This is a genomic window from Clostridium sulfidigenes, assembly GCF_052067195.1.
In the GTDB taxonomy this organism is placed as follows: domain Bacteria; phylum Bacillota; class Clostridia; order Clostridiales; family Clostridiaceae; genus Clostridium_J; species Clostridium_J sulfidigenes.
On the sequence record NZ_JBQHQR010000010.1, the window covers coordinates 1 to 23,177 of the forward strand.

Sequence of the window (23,177 nt, forward strand, 5' to 3'; positions counted from 1 at the left end):
ATTTTAAACCATAAATTCAATATATTTAAATATGTTTCTTTTTTCTTATATCGCTATCCTAAGAATTAGTGAGATATAAAGAGAATATTAAAGAATAAAGAGGAAGTTGTTCTGTTCATGCGGGTTTGAGGGCTTTTGTTAATTTTTTAAGTAAAATAAAGGTAAGATTTAATACTTGAAAGGTTGTTAAGTATGATGAAATAGAATATGGTGTGAACAGTATTTATATAATGTTATGATAAGGGTGATTATGATGGTTTATTTAAGTGTTTTTACATTTCCAAATGATGATATAGAATTTGATTTTTTACTAGAGGAAAAAAGAACGTGCTACGACTCATTTTATCCATTTAAGATATTATCAAAACATAGTTTTGAAAGAATTGATTTTGAACCAGTTACGATTTTATATGGTGGAAATGGTTCGGGAAAATCAACGGCATTAAATGTGATAGCAGAAAAAACAGGGATCAATAGAGATTCTATCTATAATAAATCTAATTTCTATCCTGACTATGTCAATATGTGTGAGATGCAACTTGAAGATGACATCCCTAAAAATAGCAGAATTATAACAAGTGATGATGTATTTGATTATATGTTGAATATCCGAAACCTTAACGAAGGAATTGATCATAAACGGGAAAAACTTTTTGAAGAATACTTAGATGCAAAATATTCTCATTTCCAAATGAAGTCTATAGAAGAATATGAGCAACTAAAAAAAGTAAATACTGCTAGAAGTAAAACCCAGTCAAAGTTTGTGAGAAATGAAGTTATGGATAATGTAAGAGAGTATTCAAATGGAGAAAGTGCATTTCGATATTTTATTGAAAAAATTGGAGAAAACGGATTATACATATTGGATGAGCCTGAAAACAGCCTTTCTCCCAAACGTCAGATGGAATTAATGAAATTTATCGAGGACTCTGCACGGTTTTTAGGATGTCAATTTATTATATCAACACATTCACCTTTTCTCCTTGCTATGGGTGGAGCAAAAATATATGATCTTGATGAAAATCCAGTTGATGTGAAAAAGTGGACGGAATTAGAAAATGTGCGTTCATATTACGAATTTTTCAAAAGATATGAAAAGGAGTTTTGATGATGTAGAAGAGTAGATAGATGATTAGTATTCTATAGCCAATTTAATAAAAGGAAGGATTTCATAGTAAAAATCAGGGTGATTACGAAAATTTATGGTATACAGAAGAAAGAAAAGTTAGTGACGTCTAATAACTAATAGGAATTGCTTTTCAATTCTAGAGCAGGATAATAAAAAATATCCCGCAATAAAAAGCGGGATAAATTCTATTGGAAAATCATATTTGGTTTTTATGGCAATTAGACAAAATAAGTTTATCTTTTGCTCTATTTATGATATTTTCCTGTACACTCTACCATATCAAGCTCAATCACAGCTGTACCCTTAATCATTTTATCAGGAAGCTCTTTTCCAGCAAACTGCGGAGTGTACTTTTCAACTAGCTTATTTAACACTTCATGTTTATAATCCAAGTCCTCAAGTAGTGAAGCGTTTCCAAGAATTACGACGCTATTGTACTCTGCCTCGGTGTCACAGGCATTCTCGATATTGTCAGTCAAGAGACCAAATAATTCATCAACCTCAAAGCATACTTTGGGGTTTCTATTTATATTATCGATTTTTTGTCCCTTTGGTAGACCATGCATATAAATTTTGTTATTGTAATAAACAAAGTGCATGGCAACCACATATGGATAACCATTCTCATTGATAGTAGCGAATCGTCCGGTATCCGCACGATGAAGGAGCTCATCAATCTGCTCCAACGTTAATTGAAATTTCTTCATTCTATATTGCATAACTTAATTATCCTCCTAATCATGTAAACTTGATTTCTATTCAAGATATATATGTACTTGATATAGAATTAAACATATTATAGCATGGAAGTGAACCTGTTAAAAGTTACACTTATATGATATAATATAGGATACACTTTGGTATAAGGATGGTTATAATTATATGATTTATATTCAAGAAAATTCAAACGATCCAATGTATCTTCAAATTTATAATCAGGTGAAAAAAGATATTGAACAAGGAAATATTGAACATGGAGAACGGCTTCCAGGTATTCGTACACTAGCCCAAACATTAGGTATTGCACGCAATACTGTTAGTCAGGCTTATACCCAGCTTGCAGTGGAGGGATATATTCAAGCAAGACATGGGTCAGGATTTTTTGTTATGGATACTTCAAGTGAATTTACGGAGAAAAATTATGTTCCGCAAGATATAAATGCCTTATCTACCCAAAAATCAGAGCTGAAGAAACCTGTAATTCTATATGATTTTCAGTACGGTACACTTCCTTATGAGCAATTTCCTTTCAAGCTATGGCGAAAATACACATCTCAAGTTCTCCTATCATCGCAAAAGGAAGTAGTTAATCATTATCCAGATAAACAGGGTGATCTGTTTTTAAGAGAAGAAATCGGAAGACACCTGTACAAATCAAGAGGTATGGTTTGTAGTAAGGAACAAATTATCATCGGTTGTGGGCTACAATATTCCTTAAATATTTTGTGCACTCTTCTGCGTAAAGAAAATAACATCATTGCAATGGAGGAACCAGGATATAATGGAGCAAGGGATGTATTTATAAACAACAATTATAATGTGCATGCAATCCCAGCTAGTAAAGATGGACTTATCCTTTCATCAATTCACTGCTCTAATGCATGTGCTGCTTATGTAACACCTTCCCATCAATTCCCTTATGGAACTGTAATGTCAATTGTTCAGCGTAAGGAGCTCCTTAATTGGGCAAATGTTAACGATGCTTATATCATTGAGGATGATTATGACAGCGAACTCAGATATGATGCCAATCCAGTGCCAGCACTTCACTCTTTAGATGCCGAAGATCGTACTATTTATATCGGAACTTTTTCAAAGTCTCTTTCCCCTTCTCTGAGGGTGAACTATATGGTGTTGCCAGTACGCTTGCTAAAGAGGTATCATAGTTTATTCTGTTCTCATAGTTCTCCTGTATCATGGTTAACGCAACGTGTTTTAGCTACATATATGAGAGAGGGAAATTATGAGCGTCATATTCGAAAAATGTGCATCGCCTACAAAAGGTGTCATGATATATTTATGCAGGAAGCGACGAAAATGTTTGGCAAAAAAGTAATATTACATGGTCGTGGGTCAGGGGTGCATTTCGTTTTGGAGTTCCCGGGTGGTGAAGAACAAGATTGGCTTATTAAACAGGCAGAAAAAGTCGGAGTCAAAGTATATTCTATGATTCCATTTTGGAATGATAGGAATGATTGCCCCCGAAACATTATATTTGTAGGATACAGTTTACTGAATGAACAACAGATACGAGAAGGTATCGCATTGCTACACACTGCATGGTTCAATACATTAACATAATGAAAATTCAATGGTGAAATTTCGGAAGACATGGTAGGTAAAATAAAGGTACACTAAATATATAATATGGCAAGGCTGTTATTCATAAATAAATAGAAAAAGAAACTGAGGGTTTATTTGATAAAACATGGATAAAAATGCTTTTGATTAATTATATTGACATAATAATAAACCAATGCTATTCTTATAAAGAATTTAAAAATATAATATAGTATCTTATCAAGAGAGGCAGAGGGACTGGCCCTATGAAGCCCGGCAACCAAAGGTAGTTATTTTAAACTTTATGGTGCTAAATCCAGCAGGATTAACCTGGAAGATAAGAATTGGAAGAACATAACTTCTTGCATTATCTTTTAGGTAAGGCAAGAAGTTTTTTATTTTCAGATGCCTAAGATCACTAAATCTTATACAAAAAATTAAAACATTAATTAACTAAGGAGGAAAAAATGAAAGATAACTTGAAAAAGGGCAGTGCTATTGCTTTGTTACCATTATTTATTTTTATAGCAGTTTTTATGGGGATATCATTAGTTACAAAGGACTTTTATGCTATGCCTGTAACTGTACCATTTTTATTAGCAGCATTAGTAGCATTATTTATGAATAGAAAAGTATCACTAGATAAAAAGTTAGATGTATTTTGCAAGGGAGCAGGAGAACCAAACATCATTTTAATGTGTCTGATATTTATATTGGCAGGGGCTTTTGCAGAGGTTGCTAAAACTATGGGAGCTGTAGAATCTACTGTTAATTTAGGGCTAACATTTTTACCAAGTAACATACTAGTAGCTGGAGTTTTTATAATTGCATGTTTTATAGCAATATCTATAGGTACATCCATGGGAACAATAGTAGCCTTAGTTCCTATAGCTACTGGAATTGCGGCTAAGACAGGTATACCTATAGCTTTAGTGGTTGGAGCTGTTGTTGGTGGATCAATGTTTGGGGACAACCTTTCTATGATTTCTGATACAACTATAGCAGCTACAAGGACTCAAGGCTGTGAGATGAGAGATAAATTTAGAATGAATTTTACAGTTGTATTGCCAGCAGCAATAATAACAACTTTAATATTTACTTTTATAACATTGGGGCAAGATTCTAAGGTAGTAGGGGATTATTCATATAGTTTAGTTAAAGTTTTACCTTATGTAGGAGTATTACTTGCGGCACTTTTAGGGGTTAATGTGCTATTGGTGCTAGTTGGTGGAATCTTATTTGCAGGAAGCATAGGAATATTTACGGGAGCCTTTGATATAATAGGTCTACTGCAGGCCATAGGTAAAGGAATTGGGGGAATGTCTGAGCTTGTAATAATTTCAGTGATAATTGGTGGAATGGTTGAAATTATAAAATTCAATGGAGGAATTGAGTTTATACTAGGATTTATTACAAAAAGAGTTAACAGTAAAATAGGAGCTGAATTTGGAATTGCCACATTAGTTAGTTTAGTTGATATATGTACAGCTAACAACACTATAGCTATAGTTACTGTAGGACCTATAGCTAAAGATATATCTAATCAATATGATATTGAACCTAAAAGAGTAGCGGGTATATTAGATATGTTTTCTTGTGTGTCCCAAGGAATTATTCCTTATGGTGCACAACTTTTATCAGCATCAGCATTAGCTAAATTGTCACCATTTATCATAATGAAATATCTTTATTATCCATATTTAATGGGGATAAGTGCCCTTATAGCAATTGTATTTATACCTTATTTAAAACTAAAAATCAAAGAGAAGCTATAACATTATTCACTTGAAATCATATTTTATTATAAATACTTAGCAAAACAGGAACAGTTTTCTTTAAAGGTTGTTGTTATAATAAGATTAACTTATTAGAACGGGGCAGTTAGAGGTGACATTGAATTATAGTAAGGAATCGAAAATATTATTAGTACAAGGTCATTGTATAGTATGTCCCCAAATAAGTATTTATGATAAATCAAGGAAGAAAGGTGATAAATGATGTTAAGTTATTATGGTAGATTATCTTCAGAAGTATATGATATGGATAAGCCTATAGGGCATTCTTTTGGAGATGTAGAATTTTACATGAATAGATTAGAGTCTTGCAAAGGACCTATTCTTGAACCTGCAACAGGAACGGGGCGTATATTAATTCCGCTTTTAGAAAAAGGATTAAATGTGGATGCATTTGATATTTCAAAAGATATGTTAAATATATGTGAGCATAATTGTAAAGAAAGAGGTTTGAATCCTAAACTTTTTAAAGGTAAGATGGAGTCTTTTTCACAAGATACAAAATATGATGCTATTATAGTGCCAACGGGAACATTCCTTCTACTACATAATAGAGAAGATTCAATAAAAGCATTACAAAACTTTTATAGGCATTTGTCTAATGGTGGTAGACTAATTGTTGATATATTTTTGCAAACAGATATTTCAACAGGTACAGTTTCCACAAAAACTTGGGACTGCACTAATGGAGATATAATCACATTAGAAAATAAAATTGTAGAGGTTGACTATATAAATCAATATACCATTTCCCATGGGAGATATGAAAAGTGGCGTGAAGGGGTACTTTTACAAACTGAATTAGAGCGTTTCCCATTGAGATGGTATGGAGTAGAAGAGTTTAGATTAATACTTGAAAGTATAGGATTTAAAAATATTGTGATTTCTTCAGATTATAAATTTGGTCAGTATCCATCAAATTCTGAGCAAGTCGTTACATTTGAAGCTGTTGCTGTTAAATAGAAGTATCTTAATGTTCCCTCAGACTACGGTCTGAGGGATTTTTCCTTTAGGGAGTGATCAAATACGAAAAAGTAATAGCTTTGTGTAGTAGATATAAAAAATTATATTTAAATTTTTGATTAATTATAAATGTTAACGTAGATAAAAATTTACAAATAATATAATATTAATATATAATATTCTCGTATGAAGGTGAAATTTATGAAATGGTTACTAGAAAAATATAATGTGAAGACTATAAAACCATATTTATGGATATTTTCCATAGGAATAATTAGTATATGCTATTTTTTTATAAATAATTATCAAAATCCCAAATTACATTCCGTATATACAGATATAGATGATTTAATTCCTTTTGTAAGTGTATTCATTATTCCATATATGATGTATATGCCAAATTTAATAATCTCACTTATAATAATGTGTTATTGTGATGAGGAAAGATATTTCATTTCACTTTTGACTTTAAATATAGTTAATTGTATTTGTCTTATAATTTATCTAAATTTTCAAACCTATGTTCCAAGGCCAATAATAATCCATGATGATTTGCTATGCAATTTTGTAAAGTTTATATATAGTAGGGACAACCCCTATAATTGTTTTCCTAGTATTCATGTAGCAGCAACTTTTTCAGTTTTAAAGGGAATAAATAAGCTTAAAAATATGCCAACAAAATATAAGATTGGATTTAATATAGTTGGATGGTTAATTATAATCTCAACTCAATTTGTAAAACAACATGTGATTATAGATTTGTTGGCTGGATTAGTTTTAGTGGAGGCAGTTTATAAGATTATAGAATATTTATATTACAATAAAAACTACCTAAAGGGATTTATTAAAAATAAAAAGAAAGATGATGAAAAGGGTATGGCACAATAACTATGAAGTTGTGATATTGTCCCCTCTCAGGCTTATGTTTGAGAGGGGGCTTTTTATGGTGTCATTTTTCTTGTTCTTTTGTAAACATATTTTTAATTTTGTACTGGATAACCACAATATATCAAAGAAATCCATGTGATTAATTCCCATATTAAAGTTACAACTGGAAATATAATGAAATTTAATGTATAGGTAAATTCAATTAAATGGCAACTTTCTATTTGAAATTCAAATTAGACTGCCTTAAGTGTAAAAGCTATAATTAAGAGTATTGATGTATGGAGGGGAATTATGGGTACTAACATAAATATTATTTCGGGATTTTTAGGGTGTGGAAAGACAACCTTTTTAAATAAAGTAATTCCAAATATGCAAGGAAGCAATGCTTTAATTGAAAACGAATTTGGCAATATTGGCATTGATGGGGATTTAATACAACATAGTCTTCCAATTAAGGAGATTTATTCTGGGTGTATTTGTTGTACTGTTACAGAAAATTTTAATAAAGCCTTAGAAGAGTTAGTCTTAGAGTATAAACCAGATAATATATTTATTGAGCCTTCTGGTGTAGGTAGTTTATCAGATATACTAAAGGTTTGTAATAGAGTTTCCTTAAATTCAACCTTAAATATAAAGATTAGGGATGTTATTACCATTGTAGATGTAGATTCCTTCAATGATTACAGTGAGAACTTTGGAAGTTTTTATTTAGATCAAATAGAAAATGCTCAGATGATTTTTTTAAGTCATTTTGAGAATCTAGTGGATAGTGAAGTTGAAGAGATTATTGGGAAAATAAGTTTAATAAATCCCAAGGCTACAATTTTTAAAGAGCCATGGATTTCTTTATCAGGGGAAGAAATTGTTGAAACAATAAACAGTATGGAATCCTATGAGATTGAGTTAAAGGATAGGCCTGCCTTTTTGGCAGCTAATAAGATGTTTCAAACTTTTTCTATAGATAAGCTAAGGGCTTTTTCAGAGGAAGAAATAGATAAAATATTACTTTCTTTAAATCAACAGGAGGATGGTTTTATTGTAAGAGCTAAGGGAATTGTTCAGCTTTCTACAAAGAAACTGGTTTACTTTGATTATACCCCACACCATTATCATTGGGAGTATTTAGAAACGGTAAAAACTACAAAGGTAACCGTAATTGGCAGTAACTTAGATAAGAAAAAAATAGTAGGAATTTTTTATTAATAAATTAGGGGGTACCATGGGAAAAATAATTGATTATAAATGTACATATGGTAATGAACAGGGAATTAGTAAAGAAATTATTGAAAAAACCAATTTGAAATTTCCTGATGCTTATAAAAATTGGGATAGTATGGTGACACTTGCCAAGGAGCTTAAGGAATACTATAAGGCCAATGTTTGTACACTACCCTTCTGTCATACTGTGGAAGGGGAGGCACTAGGGGGAAAAGTTAATCTTGGGGATGAGAATATAGGACCAAGAGCCAAAGAATATATTTGTACAACCATAGAAGAACTGTTGTCTTTACCTAAAATTGATTTTTCAAAGGGAAGAATTTCCGAAGTATTAAAAGCCTGTAAGTCTTTGAGAGAACAAGGTGAAAATGTGGTTTTAAATGTTTCGGGACCATTTACAATAATGAATGTTTTAATTGAACCAAGAGTTGTTTTCAAAACCTTTAGAAAGAATCCAGAGTTAATTAGGGAAGTTTTTAATAAATTTCAACATGAAATAATTGAATTTATAGAAGAAGCACAAAAAGTAGGGGTGAACATCATTAGCTATGCAGACTCTTCTGGGGGAGTTAATATTCTTGGACCTAAGTTTGCAGAACAAGTAGTGGAAATGTTTACTTATCCTTTATTAAAAACAATGGATAAAATCATAAATGAAGAAATAATAATAGTACTTTGTCCGAAAACTACTTTTTCTTTACTAGGAACAGATAAAGCAGTGTGGAAGGATGTTTCCTTAGGAGGACCTTTAAACTATGAAGAAGGCTTCATAAAGGCTATAGGACTAGCAAAGTTTGTTGGACAAACATGCATGAAAAATAAAGATTTTCAGTTAAAAGATGGGGTTATTAAAACCCTTGAATTACTATAAATAAATAGCACCTTAAAAAAAGGAGATGGTTGTATATGCACAAGGATGATAAAATGACCCCAATTGAAAGGTTAAATGCCTTCATGACAGGAAAACCTATGGACAGAATACTTGCAATGCCTGTAGCTTGCTCTATGTCTGGACTAGCATTAGGAATGACCCACAAAGAGAAAAGAAGTAGTGCGTTAAATGAAGCTAAAGCACAGATAGCTTGTTATGAAAGGTTTGGAAACGATTTATTAGTGGTTGAATATGGATTACATGGTGTAGGTATTGCATTAGGTAGTAAGATGAATGATCCAGAGGAATCTGTACCAGCAATTATGAGTTATGTTTTAGAGGATTTAAATGATATAGATAAACTTGATATGTCAAAGTTAGAATTAAAAAATGATAAACTTTTCCAATTACATATTGAGGCTGCAGAAATATTAATTGATAAGTTAGGAAACGAGGTTCCAACAGGGGTTTTAATATCTGGACCTTTTACTGCAGCAGCAAGTATTTATAAAACAGAAAATTTTTTAAGAGCAACTAGAAAAAATCCCGAAAAAGTACATGAGTTAGTTAAGTTTTGTACAGAAGCATTAAAGATGATATGTAGAGAATTTATAAAACGAGGTGTTCTTATATTGCTATGTGACCCAATTGCTTCAGGAACAATTCTTAATAGAAAACAATATTTAGAATTTGTATTACCTTACACTATAGATTTAATGAAGGATATTCATGAGGCAAAAGGCTTAGTTTGTTACCATATTTGTGGAGACACAACATCAATAGTAGGGGACATGGTAAAGTCCGGTTGCGACATGTTAAGTATAGATAATAGAGTTGATTTAGCTTATACAAAACAAGTAGCAGGGGATAAAGTTCCAATTCTAGGTAATGTAGACCCAGTAGAAGTTCTAATTTTAGGAAGTACACAGGAGGTAGATTCTGCAGTAAAAACTTGCATGCAAAAGGCTTATGATAGTCCTTGTGGCTATATTTTAGCATCGGGTTGCGACCTTTCAGGAAATGTTCCTTTAGAGAATATTGATCAATTTATGGCATCTGCAAGAAAATATGGAAAGTGGCCAATAGATCCGAAAAATTTCATGTAAAAATATTTGTTTGAAAAATTTTGCAATTAAAATGGAGGAATAATAATGACAGCATCTAAGGAACAATTATTAAAAAGATTATCCGATGGCGTATTAGAGATGGAAGAAGAAGAGGTAATAGAAGCCTGTGAGGAATATGTAGAGGCAAAGTATAAAGCCTTTGATGGTATTATGGAAGGACTTGTAGATGGTATGAACCGTGCAAGTCAATTATATGAAGAGGAAGAATATTTCGTAACAGATGTATTACTATGCTCAGATGCAATGTATGAAGGGCTATCAATATTAAGACCTCATCTTCCTATAGAAGAAGAAGGAAATAGCAAGCCAAAGGGAGTTATTGGAGTTGTAGAAGGAGATACCCATGACATAGGAAAGAATTTAGTAAAAATTATGATGGAAACTGCTGGTTTTGAAATGATTGATTTAGGAAGGGATGTTTCGCTTAAAAGTTTTGTAGACAAAGCTAAAGAAGTTAACGCTTCTTTTGTATGCATGTCAACCTTAATGACAACAACTATGTCAGGAATGGGAAAAGTTATTGAATTATTAAAGGAAGCAGGAATTAGAGATCAAGTTAAAGTCCTTATAGGTGGAGGACCAATTTCTCAAAAATTTGCAGATACCATTGGTGCAGATGGGTACAGTTCCAATGCTGTGGAGGCAGTAAAATTAGCAAAAAAAATGCTTAATATAGCTTAGAAAGAAGGATGTAATATGATATCTCCAAGAGAACGATTAAATATGGTTTTCAACAGAGAACAGGTTGATAGAGTTCCATGTATTTGTCCTGGTGGCATGATGAACATGGTTACAACAGAAGTAATTGAAGACCTTGGAATAGATTTTTCAAAGGCTCATAGTAATGCGGAAACTATGGCTGATTTGGCTACTGCAGTATATGAAAAGGGCTGTTTTGAAAATTATGGAGTTCCTTTTTGTATGACCATTGAGTCTGAAGAGTTTGGAGCAACGGTGAATATGGGGTCAAACATATATGAACCTCATGTTGTGGAGTATGCGATAGATTCAGTAAAGGAATGGACGAAACTCCATGAGATTAATTTTCAGGAGGGAAGAACTAAAGTAGTTATTGATGCAATTAAATTATTAAAAGCAAAGGGAAGTAATGTTCCTATAATAGGGAATTTAACAGGGCCAATAAGCACTGCTAGTTCTGTTATGGAACCTGTAGTATTTTATAAAGAGCTGAGAAAAAATAATGAAGAAGCTCATAAATATGTTGATTATGTTACCGATCAATTAATTTTATTTGCAAAGAAACAAATAGAAGCAGGGGCAGATATAATTGCTATTTCTGACCCTAGTGGAACTGGTGAAATTTTAGGACCAAAGTTATTTGAAGAATTTGCTGTAAAATATATCAATAAGCTAGTGGATGCTATTCAAGAAGTACAGGGAAAAACTATTGTGCACATATGTGGCCAAATGAAAAATGTGTATAAAGAGGTAAATAAAATAAAAAGTGATGTTCTAAGCTTTGACTCTATTGTTAGTATGAGTGAGGCACGAAAGAATTTAGGAGATAGATTACTTATGGGTAATGTAAGTACCTATACAATTGAATTTGGAGAGCCTAAGAAAGTTTCAGAGTTGACTAAGAAATGTGTTAAAGATGGAGTGAACATAATTTCACCTGCCTGTGGACTTGGAATGAAATCTCCTCTTACAAATGTCAAAGCAATCCTTGAGACTTTAAAAAAGGAGATGCTATAGAAATGCCTAAGATTTTTATTAAACAGTTAGGTAAGGACTTTGAGTATATTCCAAAGAAAAACTTACTACAGCTTTTATTAGAAAATGATATTTTTGTAGACAATCCTTGTAATGGAAATGGTTCTTGTGGGAAATGTAAGGTCAGGGTGTTGGAAGGAAATCTTCCTCCACTTTCGCCAACGGAAAGAAAGCTATTGAAAGAAGATGAAATAAATGCAGACATAAGACTTTCCTGCTTGGTAGTACCAAAAGAAGATATTACAATTGAAATTCTGCAAAAGGAAAGAAAGCATAAAATACTTACTAATGGGTATGTACCTGAATTTGAGTTTAATCCTACAATTTCTAAAAAAATCTTTGAAATAAAAATGCCTACTTTAGAAACTCAAAGTCCTTTTGAAGATTCTTTATGTGAGGCCCTTGGGTCTAAAAAGGTCAACTGGAAGTTACTAAGGGACTATGAAAGCAGCTATGGAACTGTAACTGGAGTATTTAATGACAGCGAGTTAATTGCCCTTGAAGCAGGGGATACAACTGAGTTTCTTTATGGTGTTGCCATTGATATCGGAACTACAACGGTGGTTGCAGCATTAATTGATATGAACAATGGTGAGGAATTAGCTACAGCTTCAAGAATTAATCCCCAAAAGAAGTTTGGGCTAGATGTTTTAACTAGAATAACCTATGAATTAGAACATCCAGAGGGGTCAAAAGAAGAGTTACAGAAAACTATTGTACAGGCTATCAATGAAATGGTTGAAGAGTTATGTAGTGAGGGAAAAATAAAGAAAGAAAATATTTATGAAATTTCTATTGCTGCAAACTGTACCATGATGCATTTCCTTTTAGGTGTAGATGCAACATCAATTGGAAAATCTCCCTACGCTCCTGTATTTACAACGGCAAAAAACATATCAGCAAGTGACCTTGGTATAAAGGCTGCTAAGTGTGCAAGAGTATATTGCCTTCCTTCTGTATCCTCTTACATTGGAGCTGATATAGTGGCAGGTGCCTATGTTTGTGAATTACATAAAGCTGAGGAAAATATACTATTTATAGATATTGGAACCAATGGAGAGATAGTTTTATCTAAGGGTGGAAGATTACTTTCCTGTTCCTGTGCAGCAGGACCAGCATTAGAAGGAATGAATATAAGTTCAGGGATGAGAGCAGCAGAGGGCGCTGTTGAAGATGTGGAAATCACTGAAAATGGAATAGACCTTAAGGTTATAGGAGAGGAAGACCCTATAGGGATATGTGGAAGTGGGATACTAGCAGCAGTGAAAGAGCTTCTTAGAACAGGAATTATAAAAAACAATGGAGCATTTATAAAAAAAGAACAATTAGAGGAATCTGATTATCGATATAAGATGATACAATTAAATGGGAATAAAAGAGAATTTATTTTAAAAAGTACTCCAGAACAGCTACTAATAACTCAAGGAGATGTTCGTCAGGTACAATTAGCAAAAGGAGCTCTGCTTTCAGGATTTTATGCCTTGTTAAAACAGGCTACGATTGATATGAGTGAATTAGATAAGGTGATGATAGCTGGACAATTTGGCGCTCACCTACCAGCAGATAGCCTTGTAGGAACAGGAATTTTGCCAGAAGAGGTAAAGAATAAACTAGTATATGTAGGGAATTCTTCTAAAACTGGAGCATATATGGCACTTATGTCTGTTAGAGTTAAGAAAGAAATTGAAGATTTAGCAGGTGAAATGGAGTACATGGAACTTGGAGCCTCAGAGGGATATGAAAAATTATTTTCACAGTGTCTTATATTTGGAGATAAATAATAGATTTTATAAAACATATAAATAGAAGACATATGGAATAAAACATAGGTCACAAAATAAAAATATATGAATTATCTTTGGAAAAGCATAGGTAATTCATATATTTTTTTATTCTCATTTAAGTAGAGAACCCAAATCTATGATTTGGTGTGAATCACTTACTCAGCGAACGCAGTGAGTCGAGTTTCAATTATTAAGTTGTTAGCCCTCTATTTGCTGTGAAATAAATTGCTTAATTTTAGATAAGCCTCCATGTTTAAATTTTAAAGTATAGTAATCCTTTGAAATATTAATAAGTTCAATATCAATTATATCTAAATTTAACAGTGCTTCCTCTATTTTTTCTAAAGTTCCATCTTGGGAATTTTCAATAACTGCTTGCTTTGTTTTTAATCTTATCCATTCCATAAGCAGAGTATTATAGTTGTTTTTTATAAAATCCATATCCAAGCCTCCTTAAAGTAAAATTATAAAATATAAGAATGATCGATATTACTCCTTATATTTTATAAAACTGTGTTTTATACCTTTGGGAATAAATTTAATTGTATTTGGGTATAAATATAATTAAATATAATCATTTATATTTTAACATAATAATATGAAATATAATATAACTAATCAAAGTATAGTTTAACCTAACTTGATTAATTATAACTATATATATATAATGATATATAAGTGATAATAATTGAATAAGTCAAGGGTAAGTAGAAAGCTTAACTTGTGAATTAACATATTTAGATTTTAAATTAAAAGCAAATAGAAAGATCCTAAACATAAATGGGGGTAAATTTTAATGAATGATAATATGAGTGATAATGAGATTATGACTGTTAGTGAGGTGGCAGAATATTTCAAAATAAGTGAAGTTACTACATATAAACTAGTGCAAGAAGGGAAAATTCCAGCCTTTAAAATTGGTAGGCATTGGAGAGTAAAAAGAAGTGATTTAACTGAGTTTATTGAAAAGTTAAAACGAGGAGAAAGAATATAAACTTAGTTTATAATAGGAGGATATGTTTTGAAAAGTAAGATTAAAAATAAAATTAGGGTTATATCTCTAGGGGGACTAGGAGAAATTGGTAAAAATATAACAGCCATAGAATATAAGGATGAAATTATTGTAATAGATTGTGGAATTTCATTTCCAGAGCCAGATATGTATGGGGTTGATCTAGTTATTCCAGACGTAACTTATTTGCTAGAAAATAAGGATAAAGTAAAAGGTTTTTTCTTGACTCATGGACATGAGGATCATATAGGTGCATTACCTTATGTGTTAAAACAACTTAATGTTCCAGTGTATGGAACCCGTCTAACTTTAGGATTGGTGGAAAGTAAATTAGAAGAGCATAATATACTAAAAGATTGTGACCTTAATGTTGTAAAAGCTGGAAATACTATTAAATTAGAAAATATAAGTGTAGAATTTATAAGAAATAGTCATAGCATTGCAGATTCCTGTGCTATTGCAGTGCATACACCTATTGGTAGAGTTGTTCACACTGGAGACTTTAAAGTAGATTATACTCCAATTGATGGAGAGGTTATGGATTTACAAAGACTTTCAACTTTGGGCAAGCAAGGGGTATTATTGCTACTTGCTGATAGTACTAATGTGGAACGTCAAGGGTATACCATATCAGAAAAGGTAATTGGAGAATCCCTTAATAGGATTTTTGGTAAAGCAACAGGAAGAGTAATAGTGGCAACCTTCGCATCAAATATTCATAGGCTACAACAGATTGTAAATGCATCTATTTTCTATGAAAGGAAAATAGCCTTTAGTGGAAGAAGTATGGAAAAAATATCTCAAGTAGCAATGAATCTTGGGTATTTAAACATTCCTGAAGAGAGTATTGTTGGTATAAATGACATTGGTAAGTATGATAGTGAAAACATTACAATAATCACAACTGGTAGCCAAGGTGAGCCGATGTCTGCGCTTACAAGAATTGCTGCAGGAATACACCGAAGTGTACAAGTAGAAAAAGGTGATTTGGTTATTATATCTGCATCTCCAATACCAGGAAATGAAAAGTGTATATCCAATGTAATAAATGATTTATTTAAAAGGGGTGCTGAAGTTATATATAATTCCTTAGAAGAAATCCATGTTTCAGGGCATGCTTGTCAAGAGGAATTAAAGCTAATCCACTCTTTAGTTAAACCAAAATATTTTATGCCGGTTCATGGAGAGTATCGTCATTTAATGCAGCATGGATTACTCGCTGAGAAGTTAGGCATGGATAAGTCTAATATATTTGTATCCCAAGTTGGTGATGTATTGGAAGTGCACAGCAAAGCTGCTACCATATCAGGTAAAGTAAAAACAGGAGCAATAATGGTAGATGGACTAGGTGTAGGAGACGTTGGAAGTAGTGTATTACATGATAGAAAATTATTAGCACAAGATGGAATTCTAACGGTAGTAATTACAATTAAAAAAGATTCGTATACTATAGTAGCAGGACCAGATATAATAACTAGAGGTTTTGTTTATGTTAGGGAATCAGAAAACATCATTAATGATGCAAGAGACATTGTATTAAAAGAAGTTGAAAAGAAATTAGCAGCTAAAGATATGAGTAGAAGAAATATAAAATTTGCAGTTAAAAATTCTCTATCACAATTCATATATATGAAGATTAAAAGACGACCAATAATTATGCCAATAATTATGGAAGTTTAAGATTTAAAAACAATAATAAACAGAATTTTTTATTAAAAAACTTTAAGAAGATAATATAATAGAAATTAAATAAGCTTTGAATCTTGTGAATAAGATTCAAAGCTTATTTTAGTTTTGTATTTTATACGATTTGTTTTCACTAATTGTAAGTTGTCTTATTTAATTTAACTTCAAAAATAATAATTGCAAACATATTGACAGTTATCTATGTGTAGTCATATAATGGATATAGACAGTTATCTATATAGATTTTAAAATGAGTTAAGTAAAATAAAGTTCACTTTGTAATATTGGAATTAATTAAAGTTAAAAAATATAATTTAAGGAGATGGGAATGTGTTTGTATTTGAATGGTTAAATAATCAACTATTGAAAATGGAATGGCTTAGTAATTTAGTTACACTTATAGTAAAAAATTTATTTGGCCTAGATGTTAGCAGCAGAATTGGAGGAAGTATTCACTTCTTTATATATGATGTTATAAAGATATTCATACTACTTTCAGTATTAATATTCTTAATTTCATATATACAAAGTTTCTTTCCACCAGAGAGAACTAAGAAAATTTTAGGAAGATTTAATGGTATTTGGGCCAATATATTGGGTGCCTTACTTGGAACTGTTACACCTTTTTGTTCCTGCTCATCCATTCCTTTGTTTATAGGATTTACTAGTGCGGGTCTACCAATTGGGGTTACATTTTCATTCTTAATATCTTCACCTCTTGTAGATTTAGCTTCCGTTATTTTGCTTGCAAGCATATTTAACTGGAAGATTGCAATTGCTTATGTTGTTGTAGGTCTTATTCTTGCAGTTATTGGAGGTTCAATTATTAGCAAGTTGAAACTTGAAAAATATGTAGAGTCCTTCGTTTTTAACAATAAGATGATTGAAGTAGAGCAAGAAGATTTGACTAAAAAAGATAGGATGATTTTTGCTAAAAATCAGGTTTTGGACATTATAAAAAAAGTATGGCTATATATTTTAATCGGTGTAGGAATAGGAGCTGCAATTCATAACTGGATTCCAGAGAATGTAATTACTGCTGTTCTTGGTCAGGATAAATGGTATTCTGTTCTGATAGCAACTTTTGTAGGAGTTCCTATGTATGCTGATATTTTTGGAACTCTACCAATTGCAGAAGCATTGGTACTTAAAGGAGTAGGAATTGGTACAGCCTTATCATTTATGATGGGTGTAACTGCACTTTCCCTTCCATCTATGATTATGCTAAAGAAAGTAGTGAAACCAAAACTATTAGGTATATTCGTAGGAATTGTTACTATAGGAATCATTATCATAGGTTATGTCTTTAATGCCTTTGGGTATCTTCTACTATAAGATTACTTATTAAGATATTTTATAATTTTAATAGAATATATTTTATTTAGGTTTTAAAAAATAATATTTAAGGAGTGATATGTATGATAATTAAGATTCTAGGATCGGGATGTAAAAAATGTGTTACATTAAAAGAAAATACTGAAATAGCATTAAAAGAAACAGGTATGGAAGCTGAGATAATTAAAGTTATGGACTTTAAGGACATTATGGCTTTTGGAGTAATGACAACTCCGGCACTAGTTATTAATGAAAAAGTTGTTTCCTTTGGAAAGGTATTAAAACCAAAAGAAATTATAAAGATTCTTGAAAGTTCTAAATAAAAATTTCTTATGTCTTCATTGGAAAAAATTTATAGTTTATCTTAAGGAATAGTCTTGAAATAATAAATTAATATATTGGAGTGTATATAACACTAATAAAAGCTTCTGAGCAAGTTTTTAAGGACCTATGGGTTGCATACCTATTACCATTCTTCGTAATACATGTGATATGGTAGTTAGGTAACCTATAGGTCTTAGTTTGTTTGTTTATATTGGTTCATTTCTAATATAAATAAAGTTCTAAAAAACTTAATTGTAAAAAGAATTGTTAATTCAAGAAAATTGTAAGAACCATAAGATAAGACAATATATTTGAGTATAGCAGAGTATTTTATTATATTAATGATTTTATAATTAATGGATATTATGACATAATGTAAATTAGAGTAATAATGGAATAAATTGAAAAATATATGGATAATTCTCTTTAGCTTTTAGATTTTTTTAAAATTAATGTAAGATAATCAAATCAAAGGCGTCTTATATGTGAGGAGGTGATAAAGTGACGGAGTTTGAGGATATATATAAAAATTATTTTAAAGATATTTTTTTGTATATATATAGTTTATCTGGAGATAGGCATATAGCAGAGGATATTACAGCTGAAACATTTATGAAGGCAATAAAATCTATTGAAAGATTTAAGGGTAACTGTGATATACGAGTATGGTTATGTCAAATTGCAAAAAATTGCTACTTTTCTTTTCTGAGAAAGAAGAAAAAAACTGTACATTTAGATGAACTTTCTGAACAAAAAGATAATTTTAATTTTGAACAAATAATATCTTCAACAGAAGAATCTATGAAAATTCACGAAATTCTTCATAATCTTGACGAACCATATAAAGAAGTATTTTCACTGCGAGTTTTTGGAGAATTGAGCTTCAAACAGATTGCATGTTTGTTTGGAAAAAGTGATAACTGGGCTTGCGTTACGTATCACCGAGCTAGAAATAAGATCAAAGAGCGAATGGAGGATTATAAATGAAAGTAACTTGTAATGTGATTAGAGACCTTTTGCCTTTATATTTAGAAAATATTGCCAGTGATGATACTTGCATTATTGTGGAACAGCATATTAGTTTTTGTGAAGATTGTAGAAAGCAGCTTGATGAGATGAAATTATATAATAATCCACCTATAGATACAGATGTAGCCCCACTGAGAAATCTAAAGGCTACTTTGCGTAAGAAAAAACTCCAAACAATTATTTTTTCTGTTATGTTGACCATAGTTATTGCTTCAATTACAATTGCTTTTTTTACTGCGCCAAAGTATATTCCTTATAGTGAAGGCACAGTATCCTTAATAGAAAAGGATAATGGGTCGGTACTTGCTTTATTCAGTGATAAAGTATCAGGATATGATATAAGTAGTTTTCCTAATGATGACAACACAGGTTATGTTTACAATATAACTGCATGGGATAGTATTTGGAACAGAAGTATTGCTAAAAATCCTGCAAATAATACTATTTTGAATCCAAATGGTGAAGTGGTAGATTCCGTGTACTATTATATGACTAATGGAAGTGAAGATAGATTAATATATGGTAATGACCAAAATCCTGGTGGAGGTGTTTTCACATTGCCAAGACTTGTTTTGGCATATTATTTAATTATTGACTTAGCATTGGTAATGCTTTGTGGAATAATTATGTTTGTATTCCGGGGATATGAAAAAGTAAAAAATGTGACAATAAAAATTCTCTTTTTGCCTATATCATATTTTTTAGGTCATCTTTGTATTAAAGGATTTACAACGTCATCATATTCTGCAGCAAGGGATTTTTTTGCAATCTTGCTAGTGATGATTCCACTATACATTGGATTCCTATCTGCTATCAGTTTAATGAGAGAATATAGAAATGGTAAAAGGGACTAATATTTAAGTAGGTTTTTAAAAATTTAATTTACTGGTAACAGAAACGCACGATATATCTTCTATTACAAAATTTCGAGGGTCTAATTAATATTGGGAAATTAAATATTATGTGGTATAATAAGAAATAGTAGGAATGGATTGTGAAAAAATAAATAAATAAAATTTCAAATAAAGAATTTAAAATTAGGGGGAATAAAAAAATGGTAAGATATCGTTGTTCAGTATGTGGCTATATTCATGAAGGGGAGTTGCCAGAAGGTTTTAGATGTCCTAAATGTAAACAACCAGCCTCAGTATTTGTTAAAATTGAAGAAGAAAAAGAGATTAAAAATATTTACGCAGGAACAAAGACAGAAAAGAATTTGATGGAAGCTTTCTCAGGCGAAAGCCAGGCGAGAAACAAATACACATACTTCGCCAATATTGCACAAAGAGAAGGATACGATCAGTTAGCTGAAATTTTTCTAATGACAGCTAGAAATGAACAAGAGCATGCTCGTATATGGTATGAAGAGTTGGGTAATTTGGGAAATACTGCTGAGAATCTTTTACATGCAGCTGAAGGTGAAAACTATGAGTGGACAGACATGTATGATGGTTTTGCAAAGGATGCAGAAGCGGAAGGATTTAAGGAGTTAGCTGAAAGATTCCGTAGAGTGGCTGCTATTGAAAAATCCCATGAAGAGCGTTATCGTAAATTACTAAAAAATATTGAAATGCAACAGGTATTTGAAAAAGGTGAAGAAACTATGTGGGAATGTCGTGTTTGTGGACATCTTGTAATGGGAAAAAAAGCTCCTAAAGTTTGTCCTGTATGTAAATATTCTCAAAGTTATTTCGAAGTTAGAAAAGAAAATTATTAATTTTAAGCCGTCACTTATTGTGGCGGTTTTTTTATTTTGCATATTAATATCGATGGATAGTTCTTTATATAATTCAAAGTAATAGTTTATAAATATGTAAACATTATAATTTTTATTGACAATGGATAATATTTTTGTTATTGTTTAAAAGTATGAAATTTGTGTGAACTTATATTAGGAGGATATTATGCAAGAAACAAAGGTTAAAGTAGTAGTAGCTGATCCGTCGGCAATAGGTTTATTTGGACTAGCAATGGTAACATTAGTAGCATCATCTCAAAAGTTAGGATTAACAGAGGGAGTATCTTTAGTATTACCATGGGCAATATTTTTAGGAGCAACAGCACAATTGTTGGCTTGTTTAAATGATTTTAAGCATAACAACACTTTTGGAGCAACTGCTTTTGGTGCTTATGCATTCTTTTGGTATGGTGTTGGTTTTACTTGGTTAATTCAAAATGGAGTGTTTGGACCAGCCCTAGCAGCTAAAGCTGACATAAATCAATTAGGAGTTGCTTATTTAGGGTATTTAATTTTTACAATATTTATGACTATAGGTGCTATGGAAACTCATAAGGTGTTATTTACAATATTCCTATTGATAGATTTCCTATTCTTAGGATTAACACTAACAACTTTTGGAATAATGGAGCATGGAACGCATATGCTAGCTGCTTATTCTGAGTTAGCAATAGCTTTAGTATCTTTCTATGGTTCAGCAGCAGCAGTATTAAATACTCACTTTGGAAGAGTATTTTTACCTGTTGGAAAACCTTTTGGAATATTTAAGAAGTAATATTTAGGTGATGAATTTTTTCATCACCTTTTGTATATTCATGATATACAAAATTAGATTCTAATTTTTATAGTGGTTATAAAGGTTTAAAGCCTCCAAGGATAGTTTATAAGCTATCTAAGGAGGCTTTTATATTTATATAAGAATTACACTAGTATTTAATTTCTATTTAGAAATATTTATTTTTTTACCTTCTTTACGCCACTTACTAAATTCAGCTGTTGCTGTGAAAAGTGCATCTGTGGATGAGTTAAGTGCAGTTTCAGCAGAATCTTGAATAACACCTACGATAAAACCTACACCAACTACCTGCATAGCAATGTCACTTGGGACTCCAAATAAGCTACATGCTAGAGGGACAAGTAATAGTGAACCTCCGGCTACTCCAGAAGCTCCACAAGCACTTACCGCAGAAAGTACACTAAGAATTATTGCTGTACCAATATCTACTTGGATACCAAGAGTATGAACAGCTGCAAGAGTTAAAACAGAAATAGTAATAGCTGCACCAGCCATGTTAATTGTGGCACCTAAAGGAATTGATACTGAATAAGTATCTTTATCTAAACCAAGTTCTTCACATAAACTCATATTTACCGGAATATTAGCAGCAGAACTACGTGTAAAGAATGCTGTGATTCCACTTTCTTTTAAGCATTTAAATACAAGTGGGTATGGATTTTGACGAATAGCTACGTACACCATAATTGGATTTACAACTAGGGCTACAAAAATCATACTTCCAAGTAGAAGTAAAAGTAATTTTCCATAGCTAAGAAGTGAAGCTATTCCACTTGTAACGATAGTATCAACTACAAGTCCCATGATTCCTAAGGGTGCAAAATTTATTACCCATACAACCATTTGAGATAATGCATCAGAAACATTGGAAATTATTAATTTTGTAGAACTTGCAGCATTTTTTAAGGCAAAACCAAGAATTACTGCCCAAGCTAATATACCAATGTAGTTAGCATTGAAAAGAGCCTTTACTGGATTATCAACTAGGTTTAATAGTAATGCTTTAAGAACTTCTACTACACCGCCAGGAGGAGTAATGTTTTCTACCCCAGCTACAAGGGTTAGGCTTACCGGGAACATAAAGCTTGCAATAACAGCTACAAGTCCGGCTAAGAATGTTCCTAAAAGATAAAGAATAATAACGGTTTTCATATTGGTTTCATGACCACTTTTGTGTTGGGAAATAGCACTGGTTACCAAAAATAAGACTAGGATAGGTGCAATGGCTTTTAAAGCACCTACAAATAAAGATCCAAAGATTGATAATGGTTTTGCTACATTAGGAATGGTTACGGCTAATATAATACCTATGATTAAACCTATGATTATACGTTTTACTAAACTTAATCCATTCCATTTCTTCATTAGATTCTTCATAATATTTTCCTCCTATAACGTTAAATAAAAAAAAGTGAGTTTCTGTGGCTTTAAATTTGTTACTAGGAAATTCTTTGGTAAAAATAAGTTTAT

Annotated in this window: 22 protein-coding genes and 1 riboswitch; of the genes, 19 read left to right on the forward strand and 3 right to left on the reverse strand. The window is 31.6% G+C overall.

The features are described 5' to 3' along the window. Positions 1–253 precede the first annotated feature (253 nt). The gene (locus tag ACTNBA_RS12155) at positions 254–1,108 is read left to right on the forward strand and encodes an AAA family ATPase (protein WP_441074536.1); all 855 of its coding nucleotides are present in this window, start codon (positions 254–256) and stop codon (positions 1,106–1,108) included. 266 nt (positions 1,109–1,374) lie between these two features. Here ACTNBA_RS12155 and ACTNBA_RS12160 read toward each other — a convergent pair whose 3' ends face one another. Beyond that, entirely contained in the window at positions 1,375–1,848 is a 474-nt protein-coding gene (locus ACTNBA_RS12160; RefSeq protein WP_343827788.1) for a pyridoxamine 5'-phosphate oxidase family protein, read from the reverse strand. 163 nt (positions 1,849–2,011) lie between these two features. On the opposite strand from ACTNBA_RS12160, the gene pdxR reads away from it, so the two are divergent. The 10 genes from pdxR to ACTNBA_RS12210 all read left to right on the forward strand — a co-directional run bounded on the left by pdxR (position 2,012) and on the right by ACTNBA_RS12210 (position 13,784). After that, positions 2,012–3,430, forward strand: a complete 1,419-nt coding sequence (gene pdxR, locus ACTNBA_RS12165) for a MocR-like pyridoxine biosynthesis transcription factor PdxR (protein WP_441074372.1) — start codon at positions 2,012–2,014, stop codon at positions 3,428–3,430. Between the two features lie 213 nt (positions 3,431–3,643). Further along, positions 3,644–3,753: riboswitch (SAM riboswitch) on the forward strand. Between the two features lie 123 nt (positions 3,754–3,876). Next, positions 3,877–5,184 carry a Na+/H+ antiporter NhaC family protein gene (locus ACTNBA_RS12170; protein WP_441074374.1) on the forward strand — a complete coding sequence of 436 codons (1,308 nt, stop codon included), beginning with the start codon at positions 3,877–3,879 and terminating at the stop codon, positions 5,182–5,184. A 219-nt stretch (positions 5,185–5,403) separates the two neighbouring features. After that, positions 5,404–6,165, forward strand: a complete 762-nt coding sequence (locus ACTNBA_RS12175) for a class I SAM-dependent methyltransferase (protein ID WP_441074375.1) — start codon at positions 5,404–5,406, stop codon at positions 6,163–6,165. Between the two features lie 201 nt (positions 6,166–6,366). Beyond that, positions 6,367–7,053 carry a phosphatase PAP2 family protein gene (locus ACTNBA_RS12180; RefSeq protein ID WP_441074376.1) on the forward strand — a complete coding sequence of 229 codons (687 nt, stop codon included), beginning with the start codon at positions 6,367–6,369 and terminating at the stop codon, positions 7,051–7,053. A 291-nt stretch (positions 7,054–7,344) separates the two neighbouring features. Beyond that, the gene (locus ACTNBA_RS12185) at positions 7,345–8,256 is read left to right on the forward strand and encodes a CobW family GTP-binding protein (protein WP_441074378.1); all 912 of its coding nucleotides are present in this window, start codon (positions 7,345–7,347) and stop codon (positions 8,254–8,256) included. A gap of 16 nt (positions 8,257–8,272) precedes the next feature. Beyond that, positions 8,273–9,142: a uroporphyrinogen decarboxylase family protein gene (locus ACTNBA_RS12190; RefSeq protein ID WP_441074380.1), complete on the forward strand. Its 870-nt coding sequence runs from the start codon at positions 8,273–8,275 to the stop codon at positions 9,140–9,142. A gap of 35 nt (positions 9,143–9,177) precedes the next feature. Next, on the forward strand, positions 9,178–10,248 hold the full coding sequence (locus ACTNBA_RS12195) for a uroporphyrinogen decarboxylase family protein (RefSeq protein WP_441074381.1): 1,071 nt from the start codon (positions 9,178–9,180) through the stop codon (positions 10,246–10,248). A 45-nt stretch (positions 10,249–10,293) separates the two neighbouring features. Then, on the forward strand, positions 10,294–10,950 hold the full coding sequence (locus tag ACTNBA_RS12200) for a cobalamin B12-binding domain-containing protein (protein WP_035130288.1): 657 nt from the start codon (positions 10,294–10,296) through the stop codon (positions 10,948–10,950). 15 nt (positions 10,951–10,965) lie between these two features. Then, positions 10,966–11,985 carry a methylcobamide:CoM methyltransferase MtbA gene (locus ACTNBA_RS12205; protein ID WP_441074383.1) on the forward strand — a complete coding sequence of 340 codons (1,020 nt, stop codon included), beginning with the start codon at positions 10,966–10,968 and terminating at the stop codon, positions 11,983–11,985. 2 nt (positions 11,986–11,987) lie between these two features. After that, positions 11,988–13,784 carry an ASKHA domain-containing protein gene (locus ACTNBA_RS12210; protein ID WP_441074385.1) on the forward strand — a complete coding sequence of 599 codons (1,797 nt, stop codon included), beginning with the start codon at positions 11,988–11,990 and terminating at the stop codon, positions 13,782–13,784. A gap of 201 nt (positions 13,785–13,985) precedes the next feature. On the opposite strand, the gene ACTNBA_RS12215 is transcribed toward ACTNBA_RS12210, so the two are convergent. Then, a complete protein-coding gene (locus ACTNBA_RS12215; RefSeq protein WP_441074387.1) occupies positions 13,986–14,228 on the reverse strand; it encodes a hypothetical protein in 243 nt (80 codons plus the stop codon). Between the two features lie 355 nt (positions 14,229–14,583). On the opposite strand from ACTNBA_RS12215, the gene ACTNBA_RS12220 reads away from it, so the two are divergent. The 8 genes from ACTNBA_RS12220 to ACTNBA_RS12255 all read left to right on the forward strand — a co-directional run bounded on the left by ACTNBA_RS12220 (position 14,584) and on the right by ACTNBA_RS12255 (position 21,686). Continuing rightward, complete coding sequence (locus ACTNBA_RS12220; RefSeq protein ID WP_198028608.1) at positions 14,584–14,781, forward strand: helix-turn-helix domain-containing protein; 198 nt, start codon at positions 14,584–14,586, stop codon at positions 14,779–14,781. A 27-nt stretch (positions 14,782–14,808) separates the two neighbouring features. Then, the gene (locus tag ACTNBA_RS12225) at positions 14,809–16,479 is read left to right on the forward strand and encodes a ribonuclease J (protein WP_441074388.1); all 1,671 of its coding nucleotides are present in this window, start codon (positions 14,809–14,811) and stop codon (positions 16,477–16,479) included. A gap of 336 nt (positions 16,480–16,815) precedes the next feature. After that, positions 16,816–17,820 (forward strand): permease, encoded by a 1,005-nt coding sequence (locus ACTNBA_RS12230; RefSeq protein WP_441074391.1) that lies wholly within the window; start codon positions 16,816–16,818, stop codon positions 17,818–17,820. 83 nt (positions 17,821–17,903) lie between these two features. Then, positions 17,904–18,143: a thioredoxin family protein gene (locus tag ACTNBA_RS12235; protein WP_441074394.1), complete on the forward strand. Its 240-nt coding sequence runs from the start codon at positions 17,904–17,906 to the stop codon at positions 18,141–18,143. Positions 18,144–18,645: 502 nt separating this feature from the next. Beyond that, a complete protein-coding gene (locus ACTNBA_RS12240) occupies positions 18,646–19,131 on the forward strand; it encodes an RNA polymerase sigma factor (RefSeq protein ID WP_441074396.1) in 486 nt (161 codons plus the stop codon). Next, a complete protein-coding gene (locus ACTNBA_RS12245; RefSeq protein ID WP_441074398.1) occupies positions 19,128–20,027 on the forward strand; it encodes a zf-HC2 domain-containing protein in 900 nt (299 codons plus the stop codon). The genes ACTNBA_RS12240 and ACTNBA_RS12245 overlap by 4 nt, the downstream gene beginning before the upstream one ends. A gap of 200 nt (positions 20,028–20,227) precedes the next feature. Next, a complete protein-coding gene (rbr, locus tag ACTNBA_RS12250) occupies positions 20,228–20,890 on the forward strand; it encodes a rubrerythrin (RefSeq protein WP_441074400.1) in 663 nt (220 codons plus the stop codon). 187 nt (positions 20,891–21,077) lie between these two features. Next, positions 21,078–21,686: an acetate uptake transporter gene (locus ACTNBA_RS12255; protein ID WP_035130633.1), complete on the forward strand. Its 609-nt coding sequence runs from the start codon at positions 21,078–21,080 to the stop codon at positions 21,684–21,686. Between the two features lie 165 nt (positions 21,687–21,851). On the opposite strand, the gene sstT is transcribed toward ACTNBA_RS12255, so the two are convergent. Beyond that, positions 21,852–23,084: a serine/threonine transporter SstT gene (gene sstT, locus ACTNBA_RS12260; RefSeq protein ID WP_346846402.1), complete on the reverse strand. Its 1,233-nt coding sequence runs from the start codon at positions 23,082–23,084 to the stop codon at positions 21,852–21,854. Between the last annotated feature and the right edge of the window lie 93 nt (positions 23,085–23,177).

Bases quoted from the DNA above. Each gene is read 5' to 3' on its own strand.
- ACTNBA_RS12245 (WP_441074398.1), top strand. From the start codon at position 19,128: ATGAAAGTAACTTGTAATGTGATTAGAGACCTTTTGCCTTTATATTTA.
- ACTNBA_RS12200 (WP_035130288.1), top strand. From the start codon at position 10,294: ATGACAGCATCTAAGGAACAATTATTAAAAAGATTATCCGATGGCGTA.
- ACTNBA_RS12195 (WP_441074381.1), top strand. From the start codon at position 9,178: ATGCACAAGGATGATAAAATGACCCCAATTGAAAGGTTAAATGCCTTC.
- ACTNBA_RS12170 (WP_441074374.1), top strand. From the start codon at position 3,877: ATGAAAGATAACTTGAAAAAGGGCAGTGCTATTGCTTTGTTACCATTA.
- ACTNBA_RS12190 (WP_441074380.1), top strand. From the start codon at position 8,273: ATGGGAAAAATAATTGATTATAAATGTACATATGGTAATGAACAGGGA.
- ACTNBA_RS12185 (WP_441074378.1), top strand. From the start codon at position 7,345: ATGGGTACTAACATAAATATTATTTCGGGATTTTTAGGGTGTGGAAAG.
- ACTNBA_RS12220 (WP_198028608.1), top strand. From the start codon at position 14,584: ATGAATGATAATATGAGTGATAATGAGATTATGACTGTTAGTGAGGTG.
- ACTNBA_RS12160 (WP_343827788.1), bottom strand. From the start codon at position 1,848: ATGCAATATAGAATGAAGAAATTTCAATTAACGTTGGAGCAGATTGAT.
- ACTNBA_RS12180 (WP_441074376.1), top strand. From the start codon at position 6,367: ATGAAATGGTTACTAGAAAAATATAATGTGAAGACTATAAAACCATAT.
- ACTNBA_RS12255 (WP_035130633.1), top strand. From the start codon at position 21,078: ATGCAAGAAACAAAGGTTAAAGTAGTAGTAGCTGATCCGTCGGCAATA.
- ACTNBA_RS12175 (WP_441074375.1), top strand. From the start codon at position 5,404: ATGATGTTAAGTTATTATGGTAGATTATCTTCAGAAGTATATGATATG.
- ACTNBA_RS12155 (WP_441074536.1), top strand. From the start codon at position 254: ATGGTTTATTTAAGTGTTTTTACATTTCCAAATGATGATATAGAATTT.
- rbr (WP_441074400.1), top strand. From the start codon at position 20,228: ATGGTAAGATATCGTTGTTCAGTATGTGGCTATATTCATGAAGGGGAG.
- sstT (WP_346846402.1), bottom strand. From the start codon at position 23,084: ATGAAGAATCTAATGAAGAAATGGAATGGATTAAGTTTAGTAAAACGT.
- ACTNBA_RS12205 (WP_441074383.1), top strand. From the start codon at position 10,966: ATGATATCTCCAAGAGAACGATTAAATATGGTTTTCAACAGAGAACAG.
- ACTNBA_RS12210 (WP_441074385.1), top strand. From the start codon at position 11,988: ATGCCTAAGATTTTTATTAAACAGTTAGGTAAGGACTTTGAGTATATT.
- pdxR (WP_441074372.1), top strand. From the start codon at position 2,012: ATGATTTATATTCAAGAAAATTCAAACGATCCAATGTATCTTCAAATT.
- ACTNBA_RS12215 (WP_441074387.1), bottom strand. From the start codon at position 14,228: ATGGATTTTATAAAAAACAACTATAATACTCTGCTTATGGAATGGATA.
- ACTNBA_RS12235 (WP_441074394.1), top strand. From the start codon at position 17,904: ATGATAATTAAGATTCTAGGATCGGGATGTAAAAAATGTGTTACATTA.